This is a genomic window from Microbacterium longlingense (assembly GCF_058349825.2).
In genome coordinates this window covers 147,847-166,919 of sequence record NZ_JBYRJA020000002.1, presented here as the reverse complement: position 1 = coordinate 166,919, position 19,073 = coordinate 147,847, and the positions used below count along the sequence as shown (strand labels likewise).

Here is a 19,073-nt window from a genome sequence, read left to right as displayed (position 1 = left end):
ACGCCTTACTGCCCGATGGAGGACACCGGGGTCGAGCTGGTGCCGGACTCCTGGCTGTCGAGGTCGCGCAGCTGACCCTCGATGTACCCGCGGAGCTGAGCGCGGTAGTCGCGCTCGAAGTTGCGCAGCTCGGCGATCTTGGTCTCGAGAACATCGCGCTCGCGCTGGCCGCGGGCGATCTCCTCGCGCTGCTTGACCTCGGCGTCCGAGAGGATCTTGGAGGCCTGCGCCTTGGCGTCCGAGATGAGCTGGTCGCGCTGGGCCACGCCGTCGGCGACATACTCGTCGTGCAGACGCTGCGCGAGACCGATGATGCCGGCGGCACCGGCGTCGTTCGCGCCCCCCGCTGCGGGAGCTTCTGCTGCGGCGACCGGGGCGGCCTCGATGACCGGCTCAGCGACGGCGGCGACCGGCGCGGGGGTCTCACCAGACTCGTAGGCGGCGAGCTTGGCTTTCAGCTCGACGTTCTCCTCGATCGTCTTGCGCCACTCGACGACGATTTCGTCAAGGAAGTCGTCCACCTCATCCGGGTCGAATCCGTCCTTGAACCGGACGTGCTGGAACTGCTTGGTGACAACGTCATCCGGCGTCAGTGCCATGGGTGGCTCCTCTTTCAGTACGTTCGAGAACAGAAGACCTCCCGGAAGAACGGGGGGACTTCACCGGTCCAGCATATCTCGCGTCAACGCTGGATGCTGAAAACTCCCGCCGAAGCGGGATCAGCGCAGGAAGATGCGCACGATCGACATCAGCACGAACACCGACAGCATGGTGAACATGAAGGCCAGATCGAGCGCGACAGGCCCGACGCGCAGCGGAGGCAGCAGGCGTCGGAAAAAACGGATCGGCGGATCGGTGATCGTGTAGACGGCCTCCGCCGCGACCAGGACCGCACCCCGCGGCCGCCATTCGCGGTTGAGGATCGGCATCCACTCGAGCACGAGGCGCACGAGCAGCACGATCAGGTAGAGCATCAGCAGCAGATGGAGAACTGCTGCGATGGCGGAGACGACCGACACCCGTCAGTTCTGGGTGAGCGGGGCGGCGTCGCCCTCGGCGGCGATGCCGCCGTGCCCCGACACCGCGATGTTCTCCGGCGAGAGCAGGAAGACCTTGCTCGTCACGCGCTCGATGCGGCCGTACAGGCCCAGCGAGAGACCGCTCGCGAAGTCGATCAGGCGGCGCGCCTCGGAGTCGCTCATCTGGGTGAGGTTGATGATCACCGGCACGCCCTCGCGGAAGCTCTCGGCGATGAGCTGCGCATCACGGTACTGCTTGGGGTGCACCGTGAGGATCTCGTTGACCGCACCCGATGCCGGCTGGTGCACAGCCGTGGGACGGCGCAGCGGGGTCACCGGCGCCGTGGCCTTGGGCTCATCGCGCACGACGCGCTCCTCTCGTGCCTCACGCTGCTCGGCGCGGGTGGGGGCCGCAGCCTCCTCTTCGTAGGCCTCCTCGTCGGCAAGGCCCAGGTACACCATGGTCTTCTTCAGCGGGTTCCCCATCGTGTCCTCCGGAGGGTAGCGGGGTGCGGGTGGTCTGTTTTCGAGGCTAACCCTGCGCGGGGCGCGGGCCGGTGATTGCCGAGCCGATCCGCAGGTGTGTCGCGCCCTGTGCGATGGCCTCGGCGAAGTCGCCGGTCATGCCGGCGGAGATCCAGTCGGCACCGGGCACGACCGTGCGCACCCGGTCCGCGTAGCCGCGTAGCCGGGAGAAGGCCGATGCCGGTTCTTCGTCGAGCGGGGCGACGGCCATCACGCCACGCAGGACGAGCGTACCCGCGGCGGCGACCGCCTCCGCGAGTCGCTCGAGACCGGCGGGGTCGACGCCGCCGCGTCCGGGATCGTCTGTGAGGTTGACCTGGATCAGCACATCGAGCAGATCGGCGTCCGAGACCGCGGCGCGATCCAGTGCGCCCACCAGCCGCTCCCGGTCGACCGAGTGCACGGCTCGGGCGACGCGTCGGATCGCCGCGGCCTTGTTGGTCTGGGCCTGCCCGATGAAGTGCCAGCGGAGGTCGTCGAGCTCGGCGAGCTGCGGCACCTTCTCAGCGAGCTCCTGCTGCCGGTTCTCCCCCACGTCGCGCACGCCGAGAGCGTGCAGGTCGCGCACGAGCGCGGCGGGGTGGAACTTGGTCACCACGATCCGCGTGATCTCGCCGGGGTCGCGCCCGGCCTGCCGCGCGGCGTCAGCGATACGGTCGTCGATCGCGGACAGCCGCGCAGCGAGGTCGCTCATCTCAGCGCAGGAACTCCGGGATGTCGATGTCGCCGTCGTCGGTGAACGGCGGCTCGATGCTCGTCGGGGCCGCCACCGGCGCGATCGGCTGCGCCGGTGCGGGCTCCGGCGTGCGCTCCGGCACGGGAGGCGCCGCAACGGGCTCGTCCTCACGCGCCGGCCGGGACACGATCATCGGGTCGAGCCGGAGCGCCGGCTCGCCGCCGTCGAATCCGGCCGCGATCACCGTGACGCGCACCTCGTCGCCGAGGGTGTCGTCGATGACGGTTCCGAAGATGATGTTGGCCTCCGGGTGCGCTGCCTCCTTGACGAGCTCCGCAGCGTCATGGATCTCGAAGATGCCGAGGTTCGATCCGCCCTGGATCGACAGCAGCACACCGTGCGCCCCCTCGATCGAGGCCTCGAGCAGCGGCGACTCCACCGCCAGCTCAGCCGCCTTGATCGCGCGGTCGGCGCCGCGGGCCGATCCGATGCCCATGAGCGCGGAGCCGGCACCCTGCATCACGCTCTTCACGTCGGCGAAGTCCAGGTTGATCAGCCCCGGCGTGGTGATGAGGTCGGTGATGCCCTGCACACCGGCCAGGAGCACCTGGTCTGCGGTGGCGAACGCCTCGATCATCGAGATGCCGCGGTCGCTGATCTCGAGGAGACGGTCGTTCGGGACGACGATGAGGGTGTCGACCTCTTCCTTCAGCTTGGCGACACCGAGCTCGGCCTGCTGCTGCCGACGACGCCCCTCGAAGGAGAACGGCTTGGTCACGACACCGATCGTCAGCGCGCCGATCGACTTCGCGATGCGTGCGACGACGGGCGCACCGCCGGTTCCCGTGCCACCGCCCTCTCCGGCGGTGACGAAGACCATGTCGGCGCCGGTGAGCGCCTGCTCGATCTCCTCGGCGTGGTCCTCGGCGGCGCGGCGGCCGACCTCCGGGTCAGCGCCGGCACCGAGCCCGCGGGTCAGCTCCCGGCCGACGTCGAGCTTCACATCGGCGTCGCTCATCAGCAACGCTTGCGCGTCGGTGTTGACCGCGATGAACTCGACGCCGCGCAGGCCGAGCTCGATCATGCGGTTCACGGCGTTCACGCCGCCTCCGCCGACACCGACGACCTTGATCACGGCGAGGTAGTTCTGGTTCTGGCTCATCCCGGCCTCCGATTATTCGAGCCTCGAATCGGGAACCCTAAACCTCAAGGAGAAGGTTAAAGTATTTCCCGGCAATGCTTTCTCTCGTTCTGACGCTACGGGGCTGTTCCCCCGGCACGCGCAGCGACACGCGTGTTGCTCCAGCCCGGGCCGGGGGTTTCGCTCCGAACGCTCGTGCGGGAGCGCGGCAGCCGCCGATCGGCGGTCAGCCGACGACGCCGACCTCGGGAGAGGAGACGTCGAAGGTCGTCATCTCCGGCCACGCCGCCATCGCCTTCACCAGCACCTCGGCCTTGCGCGCGGACTGCGCTGCGCCGCCCCAGGTCACCTCGACCCCGGAGGTCAGACGCAGCACCACATCGTCCGGAGAGCTGGCCGTGACAGCGTCGACCTGGGAGCGGATGTCTGCGGGCAGCGAGATCAGCACGTGACCGACGGCGCGGAAGCGGTCCGACCCCGTCCCTCCCTCGAGATCGATGATCGCGAATCCCTCCGGGCGCTCCGGGGAGACGCTCAGCACGACCCCGGCGGCGTCGACGAGCGCATAGCCCGACTCCCCCTCGACCACGCCCACCGCAACCCGCTCCGTGATCCGCACCACGAGGTCGTGCGGCGGCTTCGCCTCCAGGGCGTAGCTCTCGATCAGCGGGAAGGCCACGAGCGCGGCCTTCACGTCGCTCGAGTCCACCAGGGCCAGGGGGCGGCCCATCTGATCGGCGAGGGCGTCCTCCACCGCCGCCCGATCCAGCGCCGATGCGCCGACCACGGTGATCTTCTCCACGGCGAACAGCGGGCTGTACGCCGCCGCGACGCTCCCGGCGATCAGTAGCGCGAGGGAGACGATCGCAGAGATCCCGATGGCCCGCCGCCGCCGTGAGCGCCCGGTGAAGCGGCGCACCTCGGCGCGGAGGGCGCGCCGGCGCGCCCGGGCGGCGCGCCAGACCTCGATCGCCCGGACGGGACGCTCCTCGTCCGCCGTGGCGGGAACCTCGTCCGCCTGGCCGCGATCGCCGGTGATACGGCGCAGCCCGCGCGGGGCGCTGCGCCGGTCGGCGGGTGCGTCGCTCACGGCGGGCGCGGCTTCCGCTGGCATGTCTTCGTCGGCGACGGACCGGCCGCGTCTCAGGAAGCGCAGCGGACCGAGCTCCGAGGCGAGGTCGATCGTTGCGGCATCCGGTGAGACCGTCGTCTCCCCCGGTGTGATCCGTTCCGCCGCGGCGGACTCCTCCGAGTCCTCCGCCGGCCGGCGCCGCAGCGGACGATCGCTGGCGGGCGGCTCCGGCGGCAGGGCCGGACGCGGGATCGGCGATGGCCGACGCACGGCTACACCCCTGGCGCGCGCCGGAGCGCGTCGAGCACCTGCGGAATGATCAGGTACACGTTGCCGCAGCCGAGGGTGATGACGTAGTCGCCGGGGCGGGCGATCGACGCGGTGTAGTCCGCGGCTTCCTGCCAGTCGGCGACGAAGTGCACCGCCGACGGATCGGAGAATGCCCCGCTGACCAGCTCGCCGGTGACCCCGGGAACGGGGTCCTCCCGGGCGCCGTAGACATCGAGCATCACGGTGTGGTCGGCGCACTCCTCGAGCACCTGCGCGAACTCCCGGTACATGTGCTGGGTGCGCGAGTAAGTGTGCGGCTGCTGGATCGCGATGATCCGCCCGCTCCCGACGACCGTCCGAGCACCCTCCAGCGCCGCGCGGACCTCCGTCGGATGATGGGCGTAGTCGTCGTAGACATGCACATCGCGTTCGACACCGTGCAGCTCGAAGCGGCGCACCGTGCCGGCGAAACCGGAGACGGCCTCGACGGACTCCGCGAGCCCATGCCCGAGCGCGAGCAGCACCGCCACAGCACCCGCGGCGTTGATCGCGTTGTGCGCACCGGGAACAGCCAGTTGCAGAAGGGCGCTCTCCCCGGCATGGGTGATGGTCGCCGCGACCGGACCGGCCGTGGTCACATCGCTCACGCGCACGTCGGCGTCCTCGGCGAGGCCGAAGGAGATCACCGTGCGATGGGTCATCCGCTCGCGCACCCGGAGCGCACCGGGGTCATCGGAGGAGATGACCACCGCGTCGCGGGCGCCGTCGGCGAATCGCACGAAGGCGTCGTGGAAGGCCTCATCGGACCCGTAGTGGTCCAGGTGGTCCGGATCCACGTTGGTGATGAGCGCCACCGACGTGTCGTACAGCAGGAACGTGCCGTCCGACTCGTCCGCCTCGATCACGAAGAGGTCGTCTGCCCCGGAACCGCTCGACACGCCGAGGGACCCGATCACACCGCCGTTGACGAAGCTCGGGTCGACGCCGAGGGCGCGCAGCCCGGTGACCACCATCCCGGTCGAGGTGGTCTTGCCGTGAGCGCCGGCGACGGCCACGAGGGGCCGCCCGCCGATCAGCCAGTGCAGCGCCTGGGACCGGTGGATGACGTGGAGACCCCGGTCCTTCGCTGTGACGAACTCCGGGTTCTCCGGCCAGATGGCGCCGGTGTGGATCACGGTGTCTGCGCCGCCGAGGTACGCGGCGTCGTGACCGACGTGCACCAGGGCGCCCCGCGCCGCCAGGGCCTGCAGACTGGCGCTGTCCGCACGGTCAGAGCCTGAGACCGGGATGCCCGCGTCCAGGAACATGCCGGCGAGCCCGCTCATGCCGGAGCCGCCGATCCCGATGAAATGGGCGGCGGAGATCGAGGCGGGAATCGGAAGGGAGAGGTCGGGCTTGATCATGTCCCGTTCATCCTAAGTCGCGCTCCGGCGGGGCGCTCCCGGCCACGCCGGAGCCCCGTGGCGACGACTTACCGGCCGACGCGACCCCGGGAGCGGTCGACGAGGGCGATCAGCTGTTCGGAGCCGTGGCGCTCTCCCACCGCCCCCGCGGCCTCGGCCATCCGCGCCACCCGCTCCGGGTCGCGCAGCAGCGGGATGATGTCGGCCCGCACCCTGTCGGCGTCGAAGTCGGCGTCCGCGATCAGCAGGGCCGCCCCCGCATCGATCGCTGCGGCGGCGTTGAGCCGCTGCTCGCCGTTGCCGACCGCATAGGGCACGTAGACGGCGGGAATGCCCAGCGCGCTCAGTTCGCTCACCGTCGCGGCGCCGGATCGGGAGACCACCAGGTCGGCGAGGGCGAAGGCGAGGTCCATCCGGTCGATGTACGGCCGGACCACGTATCCGTCGACGCCGGGATCCATGATCTCATCGCGCTCCCCCGCCGCGTGCAGCACCTGCCACCCGGCGGCGAGCACATCGGCATAGGACCCGGCAACGGCCTGGTTCAGGCGCCTGGCACCGAGCGAACCGCCGAAGACCAGCAGGACGGGACGCTCAGGGTCGAGGCCGAAGAACGCCGCGGCTTCCGCGCGGGACGCCGCGCGGTCGAGATCGACGATCTCCCGACGCAGCGGCATGCCCACCACCTCGGCATCGCGCAAGGGGGTGCCGGGGAACGCGACGCCCACGGCCGCGGCACGCCGGGCACCGAGCACATTGGCCAGACCGGGGCGGGCATTGGCCTCGTGCACGACGAAGGGCACCCCCTCCGAACGCGCTGCCTGGTATGCCGGAGCGGAGGCGTAACCGCCGAAACCGACGACGACGTCGACGCCGCGGTCGCGGATGATCGCGCGGACGTCGCGGATCGCGCGGCGGTATCGGCCGGGGAAGGTCAGTGCGTACCGGTTCGGCCGCCGGGGGAAGGGCAGCCGCGCGATCGTGAGCAGCTCATATCCTCGTGCGGGCACGAGCCGGGACTCCAGGCCCTCCGCCGTGCCGAGCACCAGGATCTCGGCGTCCGCATCGCGCGCACGGAGCGTGTCTGCGACGGCCAGCAGCGGGTTGACGTGTCCGGCGGTGCCGCCGCCGGCGAGGAGGTACGTGGTCACTCGGCGACCCTACCCGGTCGTCCCGGGAGCTTCCGGTGTCAGCGCGCGGCGCGCCGCTGCGCGCGCGTGGTCGGCGCTGCCGCCGGGAGCGTGCGCGCGAACGACAGGAGCACACCGGTGGCCACGAGGACGGAGAGAAGCGAGGTGCCGCCCTGGGACATGAAGGGCAACGGCACGCCGAGAACGGGGAAGATGCGCAGGACGACGCCGATGTTGATGAGCGCCTGTCCGATGATCCAGGTGACGATGCCGCCTGCGGCGATGCGGATGAACGCGTCGTCGGTCTTGCGGATCATCCGGAACACGCCGACCGCGAACAGGCCGAACAGCGCGAGGATCACGATGCAGCCGATGAGTCCGAGCTCTTCGCCCACGATCGCGAAGATGTAGTCGTTGTCCGCCGCAGGGAGCGGAACGTACTTGGCGCGGGAGTTGCCGAGCCCCAGGCCGAAGAGCCCGCCGCTGGCCATCGCCCAGATGCCGTGGAGCGGCTGATAGCACGTGTCGTAGTAGCAGTCGATCGAGTCCGTGCCGAGCACGTTCTGGATCTCGCTCATGCGCCGGCTGCTGGTCAGCACGAGTGCACCGACCGCGGCGACGGCCAGGATGATGGGGATCGCGAAGATCCTGAGCTTGACCCCCGAGAAGAACAGCGCTCCCAGGAAGATCAGGAACAGGATCATCGCCGTCCCGAGATCGTGTCCGGCGATGACGGTGCCGATCACCAGCAGAGAGACCGGCACGAGGGGGATGAAGACGTGCTTCCACATCCCGAGCACCGCCCGTTTGCGGTACAGCACCGCGGCGATCCACAGCGCGAGAGCCAGCTTGAGGAACTCCGATGGCTGCAGATTCTGGCCGCCGATGTGCACCCAGTTCCGGTTGCCGTCGTTTTCGATGCCGATGCCGGGCACGAAGACCAGCAGCTGGAACATCACGGCCCCGACGAGCGCGATCCATGCGGTGCGCTTCCAGAACATCACCGGCATGCGACTCGCGATGAACATCAGCGGCAGCCCGACGAGCGCGACGACGCCCTGCCGCAGGGCGACCCCGAAGGGATTCTCCTGCGCGCTCGTGGCCGACAGGATCATCACCAGGCCGAAGCCGGTCAGCAGCAGAGCGACAGAGGCGATCAGCAGGAACTCGGGTGCCACCGGAGTGAACACGCGACCCAGCGAGACCCGCGCCGCCAGACCCCGGCCGGGACGGTCGTCGCCCGGGCGACCGTCAGAGACCGGCCGCACCGCTTCCTGCGTCATCCGTGCTCCCCCGGTCGATCAGCCGTCGAACCGCCTCGGCGAAGCGGTCGCCCCGGTCCGCGTAGCTGAGGAACTGGTCGAAGGAGGCCGCTGCCGGAGCGAGGAGGACGGTGTCGCCGTCCTGCGCGATCCCTGCGGCCAGCTCCACCACGCGGGCCATGACATCTTCAGTCTCCGAGTCATCGACCTCGATCACCGGCACCGCCGGCGCGTGTCGCCGGAATGCGGCGATGACCGGTTCCCGGTCCGTCCCGATCACCACGGCAGCGCGCGCGGTCGTTCCGGCACCGGCCACGAGGTCGCCGAGGTCGACGCCCTTGAGGTCGCCGCCGAGGATCCACACCGCCCCGGGGTAGGCGCGCAGCGATGACGCCGCGGCATGCGGGTTCGTCGCCTTGGAGTCGTCCACCCAGGTGATGCCTCCGGAGCGGGCGACCACCTCGATCCGGTGCGGGTCGAGCCGGAACGTCTCGAGCGCCCCGGAGACGGCCTCCGGGGCAACCCCCCGCGACCGGGCCAGGGCCGCGGCGGCCAGGATGTTCTGCACGATGTGCGGCGCTGCCAGCCCGTGCGCGGCGAGTTCGGCGATGGTGGTCAGCTCGAGGGCCCGGTTGGCGCGGTCGTCGAGGAACGCGCGGTCCACGAGGATGCCCTCCACGACCCCGACGTCACTGGGCCCCGGCACGTCCAGGCCGAAGCCGACCGCGCGCGCTCCCTCGACCACGTCCGCCTGCTCGACCATGACCCGCGTCGCCTCGTCCGCCCGGTTGTAGACGCAGGCCACGACCGTGTTGCGGTAGACCACCGCCTTCGCGTCGCGGTACGCCGCGGCCGTGCCGTGCCAGACCAGGTGGTCGTCTGCAAGGTTCAGGCACACGGAGGCGTAGGGCACGATCGCTCCGGCGGCGCTGCTCTGCCCGATGTACCAGAGCTGGTGACTGGACAGTTCGACGACGAGCACGTCGAATCCCGCAGGGTCTCTGACGGCGTCCAGCACGGGTACGCCGATGTTGCCGCAGGGCGCGGCGCGCAGCCCGCCGGCCACGCACATCGCCGCGGCGAGCTGTGTGGTGGTGGTCTTGCCGTTCGTGCCGGTGATGAGCATCCAGTCCGCCGGCCGGCCGTCCGCGCGCACGACCTTGTCGCGCACCCGCCACGCCAGCTCGATGTCTCCCCACAGCGCGATGCCGCTGTCCTTCGCCCAGCGGATCATCCGGTGCCCCGGCGGGAAGCCCGGGGACGCGACGACGACCTCAGGGGCGAACCTGCGCACGTCCTCCGGCACCTCGTCGAGGGGGCCCAGATGAAGACCGGCACCGATCACCGGCAGCAGACGCTCATACTCTTCTGCCGCGGTCTCGGAGACCACCAGCACCTCGGCACCGAGCTCGGTGAGCGTATCCGCCACGGAGAACCCGGTCGCCGCCAGCCCGAGGACGACGACCCGCAGACCTCGCCAGTCTGCGTACCAGCTCGTCAGGGCATCGAGATCGCGTGCGGTCACTGGCGTACCAGCCACTCCACGTAGAACAGCCCCATGGCACTGACGGAGAGGATGCCGGCGATGATCCACAGCCGCACCACGATGGTGACCTCCGGCCAGCCGCGCATTTCGAGGTGATGGTGCAGCGGACTCATCAGGAACAGCCGTTTACCGCGGGTGAGCTTGAAGTAGGCCCGCTGCAGGATCACCGATCCGGACGCCATCACGAACACACCGGCGAGGAGGACCATCAGCAGCTCGGTGCGCGTGAGGATCGCCATCGCCGCGAGCACGCCGCCGATGGACATCGACCCGACGTCGCCCATGAACACCTTCGCCTTGGGAGCGTTCCACCACAGGAAGCCGACCAGCGAAGCGATGAACGCCGCGGAGATCATGGCCAGATCGAACGAGTTCACCACGTCGTAGCACGCGCCGCGCACATCGGTGTCGAGCCCGGGGGCGACGCAGGACTGCTTGAACTGCCAGAAGGAGATGAGGCTGTACCCGCCGATCACGAAGATCGCCGCCCCCGCGGCGAGACCGTCGAGACCGTCGGTGAGGTTGACACTGTTCGAGGCGGCGACGCCGATCAGCGAGATCCAGATGAGATAGGCGATCCAGCCGCCGATGACGCCGAGCATGAAGAAGTCCAGCACGGGGATGTCGCGGAACAGCGAGACGTAGGGACTTGCCGGTGTCTGGCCGAACTGGTTGACCACGGTGAGGGAGACCACGCCGAAGGGGATCATCACGATCACCTGGCCGAGGATCTTCCGCCAGCCGTCCAGGCCGAGGCTGTTGTCGTAGCGCACCTTCATGTAGTCGTCGATGAAGCCGACGACACCGAACCCGACCATGAGCCAGATCACCAGGAGGCCGGAGATCGTCGGCTCGACGCCGCCCGCCGCCGCCCCGGTGAAGTACCCCACGAGCGTGCCGACGATGAAGATCGTCCCGCCCATCGTCGGGGTTCCCCGCTTGGCCTGGTGGCTCGGGTTCTCGATGGCGTCCGGGGTGCGGATGACCTGTCCCCAGCCCCACTTCCGGAACAACCGGAGGAACACCGGGGTCAGGAAGAGGGTGAAGGCGAAGGAAATGGCCGCAGCCGTCAGCAGAGACCTCACGCGAACAATTCTCCCAGACGATCGCCCAAATGCCGCAGACCCGCCGTCTTGGACGACTTCACAAGCACGAGATCGCCGTCCCTCAGCTCGTCCCGAAGATAGTCGTAGGCGGCATCCGTGTCGGCGCAGAAGACCGCTTCGCCGTCCCAGGACCCCTCGCCGACGGCGGACAGGAAGAGCCGGCGCGCATCGGCGCCGATGATCACGATGCGCTGGATGTTCAACCGGACCGCGAGCAGCCCGATGCGGTCGTGCTCCTCCCCCGAGCTCTCACCGAGCTCGCCCATCGCACCGAGCACAGCGACCGTGCGCTGGTCAGGGGTCGCGATCTGCGCGAGCGTGCGCAGGGCGGCGGCCATCGAGTCGGGGCTGGCGTTGTAGGCATCGTTGATGATGCGCACGCGCTCAGACCCCAGGGGCTGCATGCGCCACCGCTCCGCGATCTCGACCGTCTCCAGACGTTCGATCGCGGTCTCCGGCGCGACGCCCACTGCCCCCACCGCCGCGATGGCGGCGAGGGCGTTGGAGACGTGGTGAGCGCCGAGCACCTGGAGGCGCAACGGGATGCCGACGGCCCCGCCGTCGGCGATCCGGCTGGTCGTGCCGTCGGCGCGCACATCGATGTCCGACGCGCGGACCTGCGCCGCCTCGCCCTGGCCGAACCCGATCACCCGCATGTGACGCTCTGCGGCGATCTCTTTCATCGCCCAGACGCGCGGGTCGTCGGTGTTGAGAACGGCCACACCGCCGTCGCGTGCCGCCCGCACCAGCTCCGCCTTGGTGCGGGCGGTCTGCTCGATGCTGCCGAAACCGCCCGCGTGGGCGAGCCCGACCATGAGCACCACCGCGACATCGGGCTCGACGAGTCCGGCGAGCGAGGCGATCTCGCCCGGCGCGCCGGCGCCGAACTCGCTCACGAGGAAGCGCGTCTCGTCGGTCACGCGGAGCATGGTCAGCGGAGCGCCGACCTCGTTGTTGAAGGAGGCGATCGGCGCGACCGTCTCCCCTTCGTCCTGGAGGATCCGCGCGATGAAGTTCTTGGTCGTCGTCTTGCCGTTGGACCCGGTGATGCCCACGATCTGCAGGCGACCTCCGGCGCGGACCCGCGCCACCACCGCGCGGGCGAGGTCTGCCAGCGCCTGGACGACGTCGGCGACGACGATCTGCGAGATCGCGTCGTCCACGGGTCGCTCCACGATCGCCAGGGCCGCCCCGCGCTCGGCGGCGACGCCGACGAAGCGGTGCCCGTCGGTGACCTCCCCGGGCTTGGCGACGAAGATTCCGCCGTCGGTGATCTCTCGCGAGTCTGTCTCGACCGCGCCGGAGACGACGGTGTCCGGCGCATCGTTCCCGGACGGACGCAGGTCGCCTCCGATGATTTGTGCGATCTCGGCGAGCGAAAGCGCGATCATGTCGGTCCTCCTGGCACAGCTGTGCGGTTCACGGGTGGTCGGGATGGGCGGCCGGGCGGAGGTCACTCCTCCGGTTCGCTGGCGAACTTCGGCAGGAGCGTCCCCAGAGGCGTGTCCGAAGGCATCACACGGTAGGTCTTGAGCACCTGCGTCATGGCCTTGGTGAAGGCCGACGCCGTGGCCGCAGACGACGTTACCCTAGTGGGCTCGTCGAGGGTCACGAGCACGACGTACTGCGGATCGTCGGCCGGCGCATAGCCGACGAGGCTCGTGAAGTAGCGGTTCGCCTTGTAGCCGCCCTGGCCGTCCGGCTTCTCCGCGGTGCCGGTCTTGCCCGCCACGCGGTAGCCGGGGATCACCAGCTCCTCGGAGAGACCGCCCTGCACCGCGACGTTCTCGATCATCTCCGACAGCTGAGCCGCCGTCGTGGCCTTGATCACGCGGGTGGGCTCATTCTCCGGCACGTCGCTGACGGTGCCGTCGGCCGCCGTGCACGACTCCACCAGCGACAGGGGCATGCGAAGCCCGCCGTTGGCGATGGTCTGATAGGCGCTCGCGACCTGCGGGGCCGTCACGGTGTAGTACTGCCCGAACGTCGTGGTGTAGAGCGACTGCGCGTCCCAGTCCGCGACCGGGTGCAGCAGGCCCGCCTCCTCGCCGGGGAAACCGACCTCGGTCGGTGAACCCACGCCGAAGGCGGCGAGATAGTCATAGCGCACCTGCGCGGAGACGGTCTCACCGATCTTGGAGAGGGCGACGTTCGAGGAGTCGATCAGGGCACCGGCGACGGTGTACTCGTACACCCCGTGGCCGAACGGATCGTTCACGACCGCACCGTTGGGGAACTCCTCGCGGTCAGGAGCCACGATCGGGCTCAACGGTGTGAGCCCGCCCTTCTCGAGTGCGGCGGCGATCGTGATCGGCTTGAAGGTGGAGCCGGGCTCGAAGGTGTAACGGAACATCTGCCCGTACCAGCTGCTCGGATCGCTCGCGTCGAGATCGTTGGGGTCGACGCTGGGGTACTCCGCCGCGGCACGGATCTTGCCGGTGCCCACCTCGACGACCAGGACGCTGCCGCTCTGCGCGCCCTGGTAGATCGTCTCGTCGGCGATCATCTGCTGCATGTACCACTGCAGCTCGCTGTTGATCGTGAGCTGGACGGTGCCGCCGTCGACCGCGGGCCGCACCCGCTGGCTGCCGGGGATGACGACCCCGTCTGCACCGCGCAGGAAGCTCTCCTCCCCGGGGGTGGCCGCGAGGCACGTCTGCTCCATCTTCTCGATGCCTGCGCCGTCACCGGCGAGGAATCCGACGATGTTGCCGGCGACGGCGCCGTTCGGATACACGCGGGTGCTGCGCGGGAAGGGCCACAGATAGGGCAGATCGAGCTCGTTGAGCGCGAGGAACTGTGCCGTCGACAGCCCCTGGGCAAGCTCGGCGTACTGGCTGTTCGGATCGGCTTCCAGGGCGTCGGCCACGATCGCCCGCACCTCGTCTCCGCTCATCCCGACCACAGCCGCGATGCGCTCAGAGGCTTCCGCCCACCGGATCTTCGGCGGGTTCTCGGTGTCCGCTTCCACGGTGCGCAGGGTGAGCGGGTCGAAAGCGAAGTCGTAGATCATCACGGTCGACGCGAGCACGGTGCCGTTCTGGTCGACGATCTGACCGCGAGCACCGGCGATCTTCCGTGTCTCGCCGAGGTTGCCGGTGGTGAGGGAGTCCTCGACGTGCGCGTCGGCGTTGACCACCTGGATATCGATCAAGCGGATGAGGAACGCCGCGATCACGATGAGGATGACGCCGAGTGCGACCGCGGTCCGCCGCCGGGGGCTGCGCGTGGTCCGGGTGCTCATGGGGTCATCGCTCCGATCGGCCGCGCGGGCTCATCGTGGGGTGGGGGTGGTCATCGCTCGAGGATCACCGCGTCTGCGGCGTGGGAAGGGTATCAGCGGGAGGCGGCCCGGCCGGGACAACCGGTGCCGTGTCGGCCGGGGCCTGGTCCTGCGTCTCCGCTGCAGGAGCGGCAGCGGTCGCGACCGGGGCGGCGACCGGAACCTCCTGGAGGGCGGCGTTGGGGACGGCTCCCGGCCCGTCGGGGTTGACCGTCGAGACGGCTCCGGCGGCGAGAGTCGCTCCCACGACGCCGCCGTCGCTCAGGCGCAGGTAGCTCGGCGAGCCGGCCAGGACCATGCCGAGACCCGCTGCCTCCGAGGCCAGCTGCTGCGGCGAGCTCAGGCCAGCCACCTCGTCCGCGGCGGCCTGGGCCTGCCAGCTCAGCTCACGCTGCTGCTGGGTCAGGTCGGCGAGCACGTAGGAGTCCTGGGTCGTGGCGACGGACAGGGCCATCTGCGCGGCGCCGATCAGCACCGCCCCCAGCAGCGCCGTCACCGCGTAGGCGGTGCGGGGACGACGACGCGGCGCCGGCTGCGGCAGCGGACGGATCCGTGGGCGCGGTGCGCGCTGCGGAGCCTCATCGTGCTGCGGCGGCAGCGGTGTGGCCAGGCTCATGCGGGGCTCCCCTGGTGACGTTCGGTGGTTCGGATCTTCTCGGCGGCGCGCAATCGCACCGGAATGGCGCGCGGATTGCGCGCCCGCTCCTCGTCGCCCGCCTGCTCGGCCCCACGGGTGAGCAGACGGAAGCGCGGGGCGTGCTCGGGGAGCTCGACCGGCAGTCCAGGAGGCGCGGTGGAGGACGATGCCGCGGCGAAGGCCTGCTTGACGATGCGGTCCTCGAGCGACTGGTACGACATCACGACGATGCGTCCGCCGACCGCGAGGGCGTCGAGCGCGGCGTCGATCGCCGTTCGCAGCACGCTCAGCTCGGCGTTGACCTCGATGCGCAGCGCCTGGAACACCCGCTTGGCAGGGTGCCCCGCTCGCTGCACGGCGGCCGGGGTCGCGTCGACGAGGAGCGAGACGAGCTCGCCGGAGCGTCGGAGCGGCGCCGTCTCGCGCTCTCGGATGATCGCGCGGGCGTAGCGGGCGGCGAGCTTCTCTTCTCCATAACGTTCGAAGATGCGCCGCAGCTCGCCCTCGCTGTAGGTGGCGAGGACCTCTGCGGCGGTGATGCCCGTGCTCTGGTCCATCCGCATGTCGAGCGGCGCGTCTTTGGCGTAGGCGAAGCCGCGGTCTGCCTCGTCGAGCTGCAGCGAGGAGACGCCGAGGTCGAACAGGATGGCATCAGCCCCCTGCGCGTGCTCTCCGATCGCGTCATAGACGGTGTGCACACCGTCGAAGCGGTCGCCGAAAGGCGCGAGGCGTTCCCCGGCGATGCGCAGGGCGTCGGTGTCCCTGTCGAGGCCGATCACCCGCAGCGATTCGAAACGCTCCAGGAACGCTTCGGTGTGACCGCCCATGCCCAGGGTCGCGTCGACGAGCACAGGCCGGGGTCCGCTGAGCGCGGGAGCGAGCAGCTCGACGGCACGGTCGAGGAGCACCGGAGTGTGAATGCGGCGGATGTCGTTCATGATGTTCAGACCCGATCCGGGTTCCGATCCCCCTCCGCTCGACCCGGCACCGGGGAAGTGTGCCGGGGCAGGAGCGGCGGGGAGTCGCAGCCCGGATCAGAACAGGCCCGGGATCACCTCCTCCTCGAGAGCGGCGAACGTGTCTTCGTTGTCAGCGGCGTAGTCGTTCCAGGCCTCCGCGTCCCAGATCTCGGCGTGGGCGCCGACCCCGGTCACGACGAGCTCCTTGCTGAGCCCGGCGTAGCTGCGCAGGTGTGCCGGAATGGTGATCCGGTTCTGGCTGTCGGGCATCTCCGAGCTCGCTCCGGACAGGAACATGCGCAGGAAGGCCCTGGCCTCCTTGTTGCTCAGCGGCGCCTCGCGGATGCGCTCGTGCACCCGCTCGAACTCCGTGGTGCTGAACACGTAGAGGCAACGGTCCTGGCCCCGGGTGATGACGACGCCGCCCGCGAGATCCTCGCGGAACTTGGCGGGGAGGATGATGCGTCCCTTGTCGTCCAGCTTGGGGGAATGGGTGCCCAACAGCATCGGCCATCGCCCCCTTCCTTCCCCTGATCGCCCGGATGCCTCCACATTACTCCACTTCCCCCCACTTCCCGAGGGAAAGTTGCCTGCGAGCATCCTGTATGCCTCGCGACTGACAGCGAATGCCTTGATTTCTCGCGGTAGTTCACCAAGACATCGGCGTGGAGGATGGTGGAGGGAAATTCCGCTCCCGGGCCTGTCAGCCCCGCATCGAGCACACGAAAAAGACCCCCGCACGATGTGCGGGGGTCTGAGTGGAGGAATGTGGTGGCGGGTCAGCGTCCGCTCTGGCGCTTGTCCCACCGATCGTTCATGCGATCCATGAAAGATGCTCCGTTGGCCGGGGCGGCCGACGGAGACGAAGCGGCGTCCGGCTCGGTGAGAGCGTCGGGGCGCCGCACCGGCGTGACCGCGAGCATGGCGCCGCCGAGCATCGCGATGAAGGCGACCACGCCCACCACGATCCCGATGACGTCACCGATCATCACACCGACGATGAGCCCGCCGATTCCCAGCAGGACGAGCAGTGCGCCGTAGACCAGATTGCGGTAGCTGAGAGCACGATCACCGGTGACGGTGCTGACCACGTCGGCATCGTTGTGGAGGAGATGGCGCTCCATCTCGTCGAGCAGGCGCTGCTCCTGTTCGGAGAGTGGCATTCGTCCCCCTCGGGTAGGCCGGATGGACCTTTATTCTACGCCCCTCACGGCGACGAAGGCGAGCACGGACAGCACACTCTAAGCTGGCTGACGTGTCCGATCCCGAACCCGTCGTCGCCGCGGTCGATGCGCGGCTGGCCGACCTGGTCGACCGGATGCGGATCGAGAGCGCCGGGTACGGCCAGGAGGCCGCCGGCTTCATCCGAGCGGCGGCCGCGGCGCTGAGCGGCGGCAAACGCCTGCGCGCGCGGTTCTGCCACGCCGGATGGCGCGCCGCCGCCCACGCCGGCGCCGCTCACGCCGCCGCGCCGGAAGCACTGTGGAGCGTGTGCGCCGCCCTCGAGGTCTTCCAGGCCGCTGCCCTCGTGCACGATGACCTGATCGACAACTCGGACACCCGTCGCGGACGCCCCGCCGCGCACCGGGCGCTGGAGGCCGACCACCGCGCAGCCGGCTGGTGGGGAGACGCCGACGCCTTCGGCAGGTCTTCTGCCATCCTGCTCGGCGATCTCCTGGTGGCGTGGAGCGACGACCTGCTGGAAGACGGCATCGCAGCGCTCCCGCACGCTGGCGAGGTTCGCCGCACCTACGCCCGCATGCGCCGCGACGTCACCACAGGACAGTTCCTCGACATCGCCGAGGAGTCGGCGTGGAGCACCGGAGACCCCGAGGCTCACGCCGAGCGCGCGCTGCGCGTGGCCTCTCTCAAATCCGCGCGCTACAGCGTCGAGCAGCCCCTGGCGATCGGCGCCGCCGTCGCCGGCGCAGACGAAGCGCAGGTCGCAGCCCTCCGCGCCTTCGGACATCCGGTCGGCATGGCCTTCCAGCTGCGCGACGACGTGCTCGGCGTCTTCGGAGCGGAGGCGGAGACCGGCAAGCCCTCCGGCGACGACCTGCGCGAGGGCAAGCGCACGGTCCTCATCGCGTTCGCGCGCGAACGCCTCGACGCTTCCGCACGGGCGGCTCTGGACCGGATGCTGGGCGACCGGACGCTCTCGGCGGACGCGATCACTCAGATCCAGAGGACCATCGTCGACACCGGTGCGCTGGACAGGGTCGAGGACCTGATCGCTGGCTACGCCGCCCAGGCCGATCACGCCCTCGCGGATGCGCCGCTGGATGCCTCGGCTCTCGACGGCCTCCGTGCCCTCGCCAGCGCGGCCGTCATGCGCACCCGCTGACGTCGCGGTGCCGCCGGACGCCGTCAGGCCGAGCCGGCCCTCCCCGATGCGCCTGGCGGCGTCTGCTGCTCCCGCCGCGTGCCGGAGCAGCGCGCACAACCGGGGCCAGCTGCGCGAACGCACTGGCTAGCATGACTGTCATGGCCACCGAGACCCGCGGATTCCTGCCCGCTGGGCGGTCGCTGACCTACGCCGATCTGGCCGTTCTGCCCAATGACGACCACCGGTACGAGTTGATCGACGGCACCCTCATCGTGACCCCGTCGCCCCGCGTGCGCCATCAGGAGGTCGTCGCGAACCTGTTCGTGATCCTCCACTCCGCCGCGCCGGGCGGGCTGAAGGTGTTCTTCGCGCCCCTCGATGTGGTGCTCGCCGATGACACGGTCATCCAGCCCGACGTGGTCGTGGCGCCGCGCGAGGCCTTCGCAGAGGCGAGCCTGCCCGCCGTTCCCCTCCTCGCCATCGAGGTGTTGTCACCCTCCACGCGTGGCATCGATCTGCTGTTGAAGAAGGATCGTCTCCAGCGCGCCAGATGCGCGCACTACTGGGTCGCCGATCCGGACGAGCTGGCCATCGTGGCGTGGCAGCTCGTCGACGGCGCCTATCGCGAGGTCGCTCGCGCCAGCGGAGCCGAACGCTTCGAGGTCGCTGTTCCCTTCCCCGTCGCCTTCACGCCGTCGGCCCTCATCGGGTGACCGCG

General features: G+C 69.9%; 19 protein-coding genes. 2 read left to right on the top strand and 17 right to left on the bottom strand.

From position 1 onward, the window contains the following. Positions 1-5 precede the first annotated feature (5 nt). The 17 genes from AC3RXY_RS03750 to AC3RXY_RS03670 all read right to left on the bottom strand — a co-directional run bounded on the left by AC3RXY_RS03750 (position 6) and on the right by AC3RXY_RS03670 (position 17,192). A complete protein-coding gene (locus AC3RXY_RS03750) occupies positions 6-599 on the bottom strand; it encodes a DivIVA domain-containing protein (RefSeq protein ID WP_491509563.1) in 594 nt (197 codons plus the stop codon). Between the two features lie 120 nt (positions 600-719). Next, entirely contained in the window at positions 720-1,019 is a 300-nt protein-coding gene (locus AC3RXY_RS03745) for a YggT family protein (protein WP_491509562.1), read from the bottom strand. A 3-nt stretch (positions 1,020-1,022) separates the two neighbouring features. Further along, positions 1,023-1,505: a cell division protein SepF gene (locus tag AC3RXY_RS03740; protein WP_491509561.1), complete on the bottom strand. Its 483-nt coding sequence runs from the start codon at positions 1,503-1,505 to the stop codon at positions 1,023-1,025. Positions 1,506-1,551: 46 nt separating this feature from the next. After that, the gene (locus tag AC3RXY_RS03735) at positions 1,552-2,238 is read right to left on the bottom strand and encodes a YggS family pyridoxal phosphate-dependent enzyme (protein ID WP_491509560.1); all 687 of its coding nucleotides are present in this window, start codon (positions 2,236-2,238) and stop codon (positions 1,552-1,554) included. Position 2,239: 1 nt separating this feature from the next. Continuing rightward, entirely contained in the window at positions 2,240-3,382 is a 1,143-nt protein-coding gene (gene ftsZ / locus AC3RXY_RS03730; protein ID WP_491509559.1) for a cell division protein FtsZ, read from the bottom strand. Between the two features lie 205 nt (positions 3,383-3,587). After that, a complete protein-coding gene (locus tag AC3RXY_RS03725) occupies positions 3,588-4,703 on the bottom strand; it encodes a cell division protein FtsQ/DivIB (RefSeq protein ID WP_491509558.1) in 1,116 nt (371 codons plus the stop codon). Between the two features lie 2 nt (positions 4,704-4,705). Then, positions 4,706-6,106: a UDP-N-acetylmuramate--L-alanine ligase gene (gene murC / locus AC3RXY_RS03720; RefSeq protein ID WP_491509557.1), complete on the bottom strand. Its 1,401-nt coding sequence runs from the start codon at positions 6,104-6,106 to the stop codon at positions 4,706-4,708. A 68-nt stretch (positions 6,107-6,174) separates the two neighbouring features. After that, complete coding sequence (locus tag AC3RXY_RS03715; RefSeq protein WP_491509556.1) at positions 6,175-7,257, bottom strand: UDP-N-acetylglucosamine--N-acetylmuramyl-(pentapeptide) pyrophosphoryl-undecaprenol N-acetylglucosamine transferase; 1,083 nt, start codon at positions 7,255-7,257, stop codon at positions 6,175-6,177. Positions 7,258-7,295: 38 nt separating this feature from the next. Further along, the gene (locus tag AC3RXY_RS03710; RefSeq protein WP_491509555.1) at positions 7,296-8,519 is read right to left on the bottom strand and encodes a peptidoglycan glycosyltransferase FtsW; all 1,224 of its coding nucleotides are present in this window, start codon (positions 8,517-8,519) and stop codon (positions 7,296-7,298) included. Beyond that, complete coding sequence (gene murD / locus AC3RXY_RS03705) at positions 8,488-10,023, bottom strand: UDP-N-acetylmuramoyl-L-alanine--D-glutamate ligase (protein ID WP_491509554.1); 1,536 nt, start codon at positions 10,021-10,023, stop codon at positions 8,488-8,490. The genes AC3RXY_RS03710 and murD overlap by 32 nt, the downstream gene beginning before the upstream one ends. Beyond that, positions 10,020-11,129 carry a phospho-N-acetylmuramoyl-pentapeptide-transferase gene (mraY, locus tag AC3RXY_RS03700; protein ID WP_491509553.1) on the bottom strand — a complete coding sequence of 370 codons (1,110 nt, stop codon included), beginning with the start codon at positions 11,127-11,129 and terminating at the stop codon, positions 10,020-10,022. The genes murD and mraY overlap by 4 nt, the downstream gene beginning before the upstream one ends. Next, positions 11,126-12,541 carry a UDP-N-acetylmuramoyl-tripeptide--D-alanyl-D-alanine ligase gene (locus AC3RXY_RS03695; RefSeq protein ID WP_491509552.1) on the bottom strand — a complete coding sequence of 472 codons (1,416 nt, stop codon included), beginning with the start codon at positions 12,539-12,541 and terminating at the stop codon, positions 11,126-11,128. Before AC3RXY_RS03695 ends, mraY begins: the two co-directional genes overlap by 4 nt. 62 nt (positions 12,542-12,603) lie before the next feature. After that, a complete protein-coding gene (locus AC3RXY_RS03690) occupies positions 12,604-14,394 on the bottom strand; it encodes a peptidoglycan D,D-transpeptidase FtsI family protein (protein ID WP_491509551.1) in 1,791 nt (596 codons plus the stop codon). Between the two features lie 64 nt (positions 14,395-14,458). Continuing rightward, positions 14,459-15,049 (bottom strand): cell division protein FtsL, encoded by a 591-nt coding sequence (ftsL, locus tag AC3RXY_RS03685; protein ID WP_491509550.1) that lies wholly within the window; start codon positions 15,047-15,049, stop codon positions 14,459-14,461. Further along, positions 15,046-16,008, bottom strand: coding sequence for a 16S rRNA (cytosine(1402)-N(4))-methyltransferase RsmH (gene rsmH / locus AC3RXY_RS03680; protein ID WP_491509549.1), 963 nt, complete (start codon positions 16,006-16,008; stop codon positions 15,046-15,048). The genes ftsL and rsmH overlap by 4 nt, the downstream gene beginning before the upstream one ends. Positions 16,009-16,104: 96 nt before the next feature. Continuing rightward, positions 16,105-16,536 carry a division/cell wall cluster transcriptional repressor MraZ gene (gene mraZ, locus AC3RXY_RS03675; protein ID WP_491509548.1) on the bottom strand — a complete coding sequence of 144 codons (432 nt, stop codon included), beginning with the start codon at positions 16,534-16,536 and terminating at the stop codon, positions 16,105-16,107. 272 nt (positions 16,537-16,808) lie between these two features. Then, positions 16,809-17,192, bottom strand: coding sequence for an SCO2097 family morphological protein (locus tag AC3RXY_RS03670; RefSeq protein ID WP_491509547.1), 384 nt, complete (start codon positions 17,190-17,192; stop codon positions 16,809-16,811). Positions 17,193-17,284: 92 nt separating this feature from the next. On the opposite strand from AC3RXY_RS03670, the gene AC3RXY_RS03665 reads away from it, so the two are divergent. Then, positions 17,285-18,373 (top strand): polyprenyl synthetase family protein, encoded by a 1,089-nt coding sequence (locus AC3RXY_RS03665; protein ID WP_491509546.1) that lies wholly within the window; start codon positions 17,285-17,287, stop codon positions 18,371-18,373. Between the two features lie 140 nt (positions 18,374-18,513). Further along, positions 18,514-19,068, top strand: coding sequence for a Uma2 family endonuclease (locus AC3RXY_RS03660; protein WP_491509545.1), 555 nt, complete (start codon positions 18,514-18,516; stop codon positions 19,066-19,068). Positions 19,069-19,073 lie beyond the last annotated feature (5 nt).

Excerpts from the sequence above, each read along its gene's own strand:
- AC3RXY_RS03750 (WP_491509563.1), bottom strand. The coding sequence starts at position 599 with ATGGCACTGACGCCGGATGACGTTGTCACCAAGCAGTTCCAGCACGTC.
- AC3RXY_RS03740 (WP_491509561.1), bottom strand. The coding sequence starts at position 1,505 with ATGGGGAACCCGCTGAAGAAGACCATGGTGTACCTGGGCCTTGCCGAC.
- AC3RXY_RS03735 (WP_491509560.1), bottom strand. The coding sequence starts at position 2,238 with ATGAGCGACCTCGCTGCGCGGCTGTCCGCGATCGACGACCGTATCGCT.
- ftsZ (WP_491509559.1), bottom strand. The coding sequence starts at position 3,382 with ATGAGCCAGAACCAGAACTACCTCGCCGTGATCAAGGTCGTCGGTGTC.
- murC (WP_491509557.1), bottom strand. The coding sequence starts at position 6,106 with ATGATCAAGCCCGACCTCTCCCTTCCGATTCCCGCCTCGATCTCCGCC.
- AC3RXY_RS03710 (WP_491509555.1), bottom strand. The coding sequence starts at position 8,519 with ATGACGCAGGAAGCGGTGCGGCCGGTCTCTGACGGTCGCCCGGGCGAC.
- AC3RXY_RS03695 (WP_491509552.1), bottom strand. The coding sequence starts at position 12,541 with ATGATCGCGCTTTCGCTCGCCGAGATCGCACAAATCATCGGAGGCGAC.
- AC3RXY_RS03690 (WP_491509551.1), bottom strand. The coding sequence starts at position 14,394 with ATGAGCACCCGGACCACGCGCAGCCCCCGGCGGCGGACCGCGGTCGCA.
- ftsL (WP_491509550.1), bottom strand. The coding sequence starts at position 15,049 with ATGAGCCTGGCCACACCGCTGCCGCCGCAGCACGATGAGGCTCCGCAG.
- rsmH (WP_491509549.1), bottom strand. The coding sequence starts at position 16,008 with ATGAACGACATCCGCCGCATTCACACTCCGGTGCTCCTCGACCGTGCC.
- mraZ (WP_491509548.1), bottom strand. The coding sequence starts at position 16,536 with ATGCTGTTGGGCACCCATTCCCCCAAGCTGGACGACAAGGGACGCATC.
- AC3RXY_RS03670 (WP_491509547.1), bottom strand. The coding sequence starts at position 17,192 with ATGCCACTCTCCGAACAGGAGCAGCGCCTGCTCGACGAGATGGAGCGC.
- AC3RXY_RS03660 (WP_491509545.1), top strand. The coding sequence starts at position 18,514 with ATGGCCACCGAGACCCGCGGATTCCTGCCCGCTGGGCGGTCGCTGACC.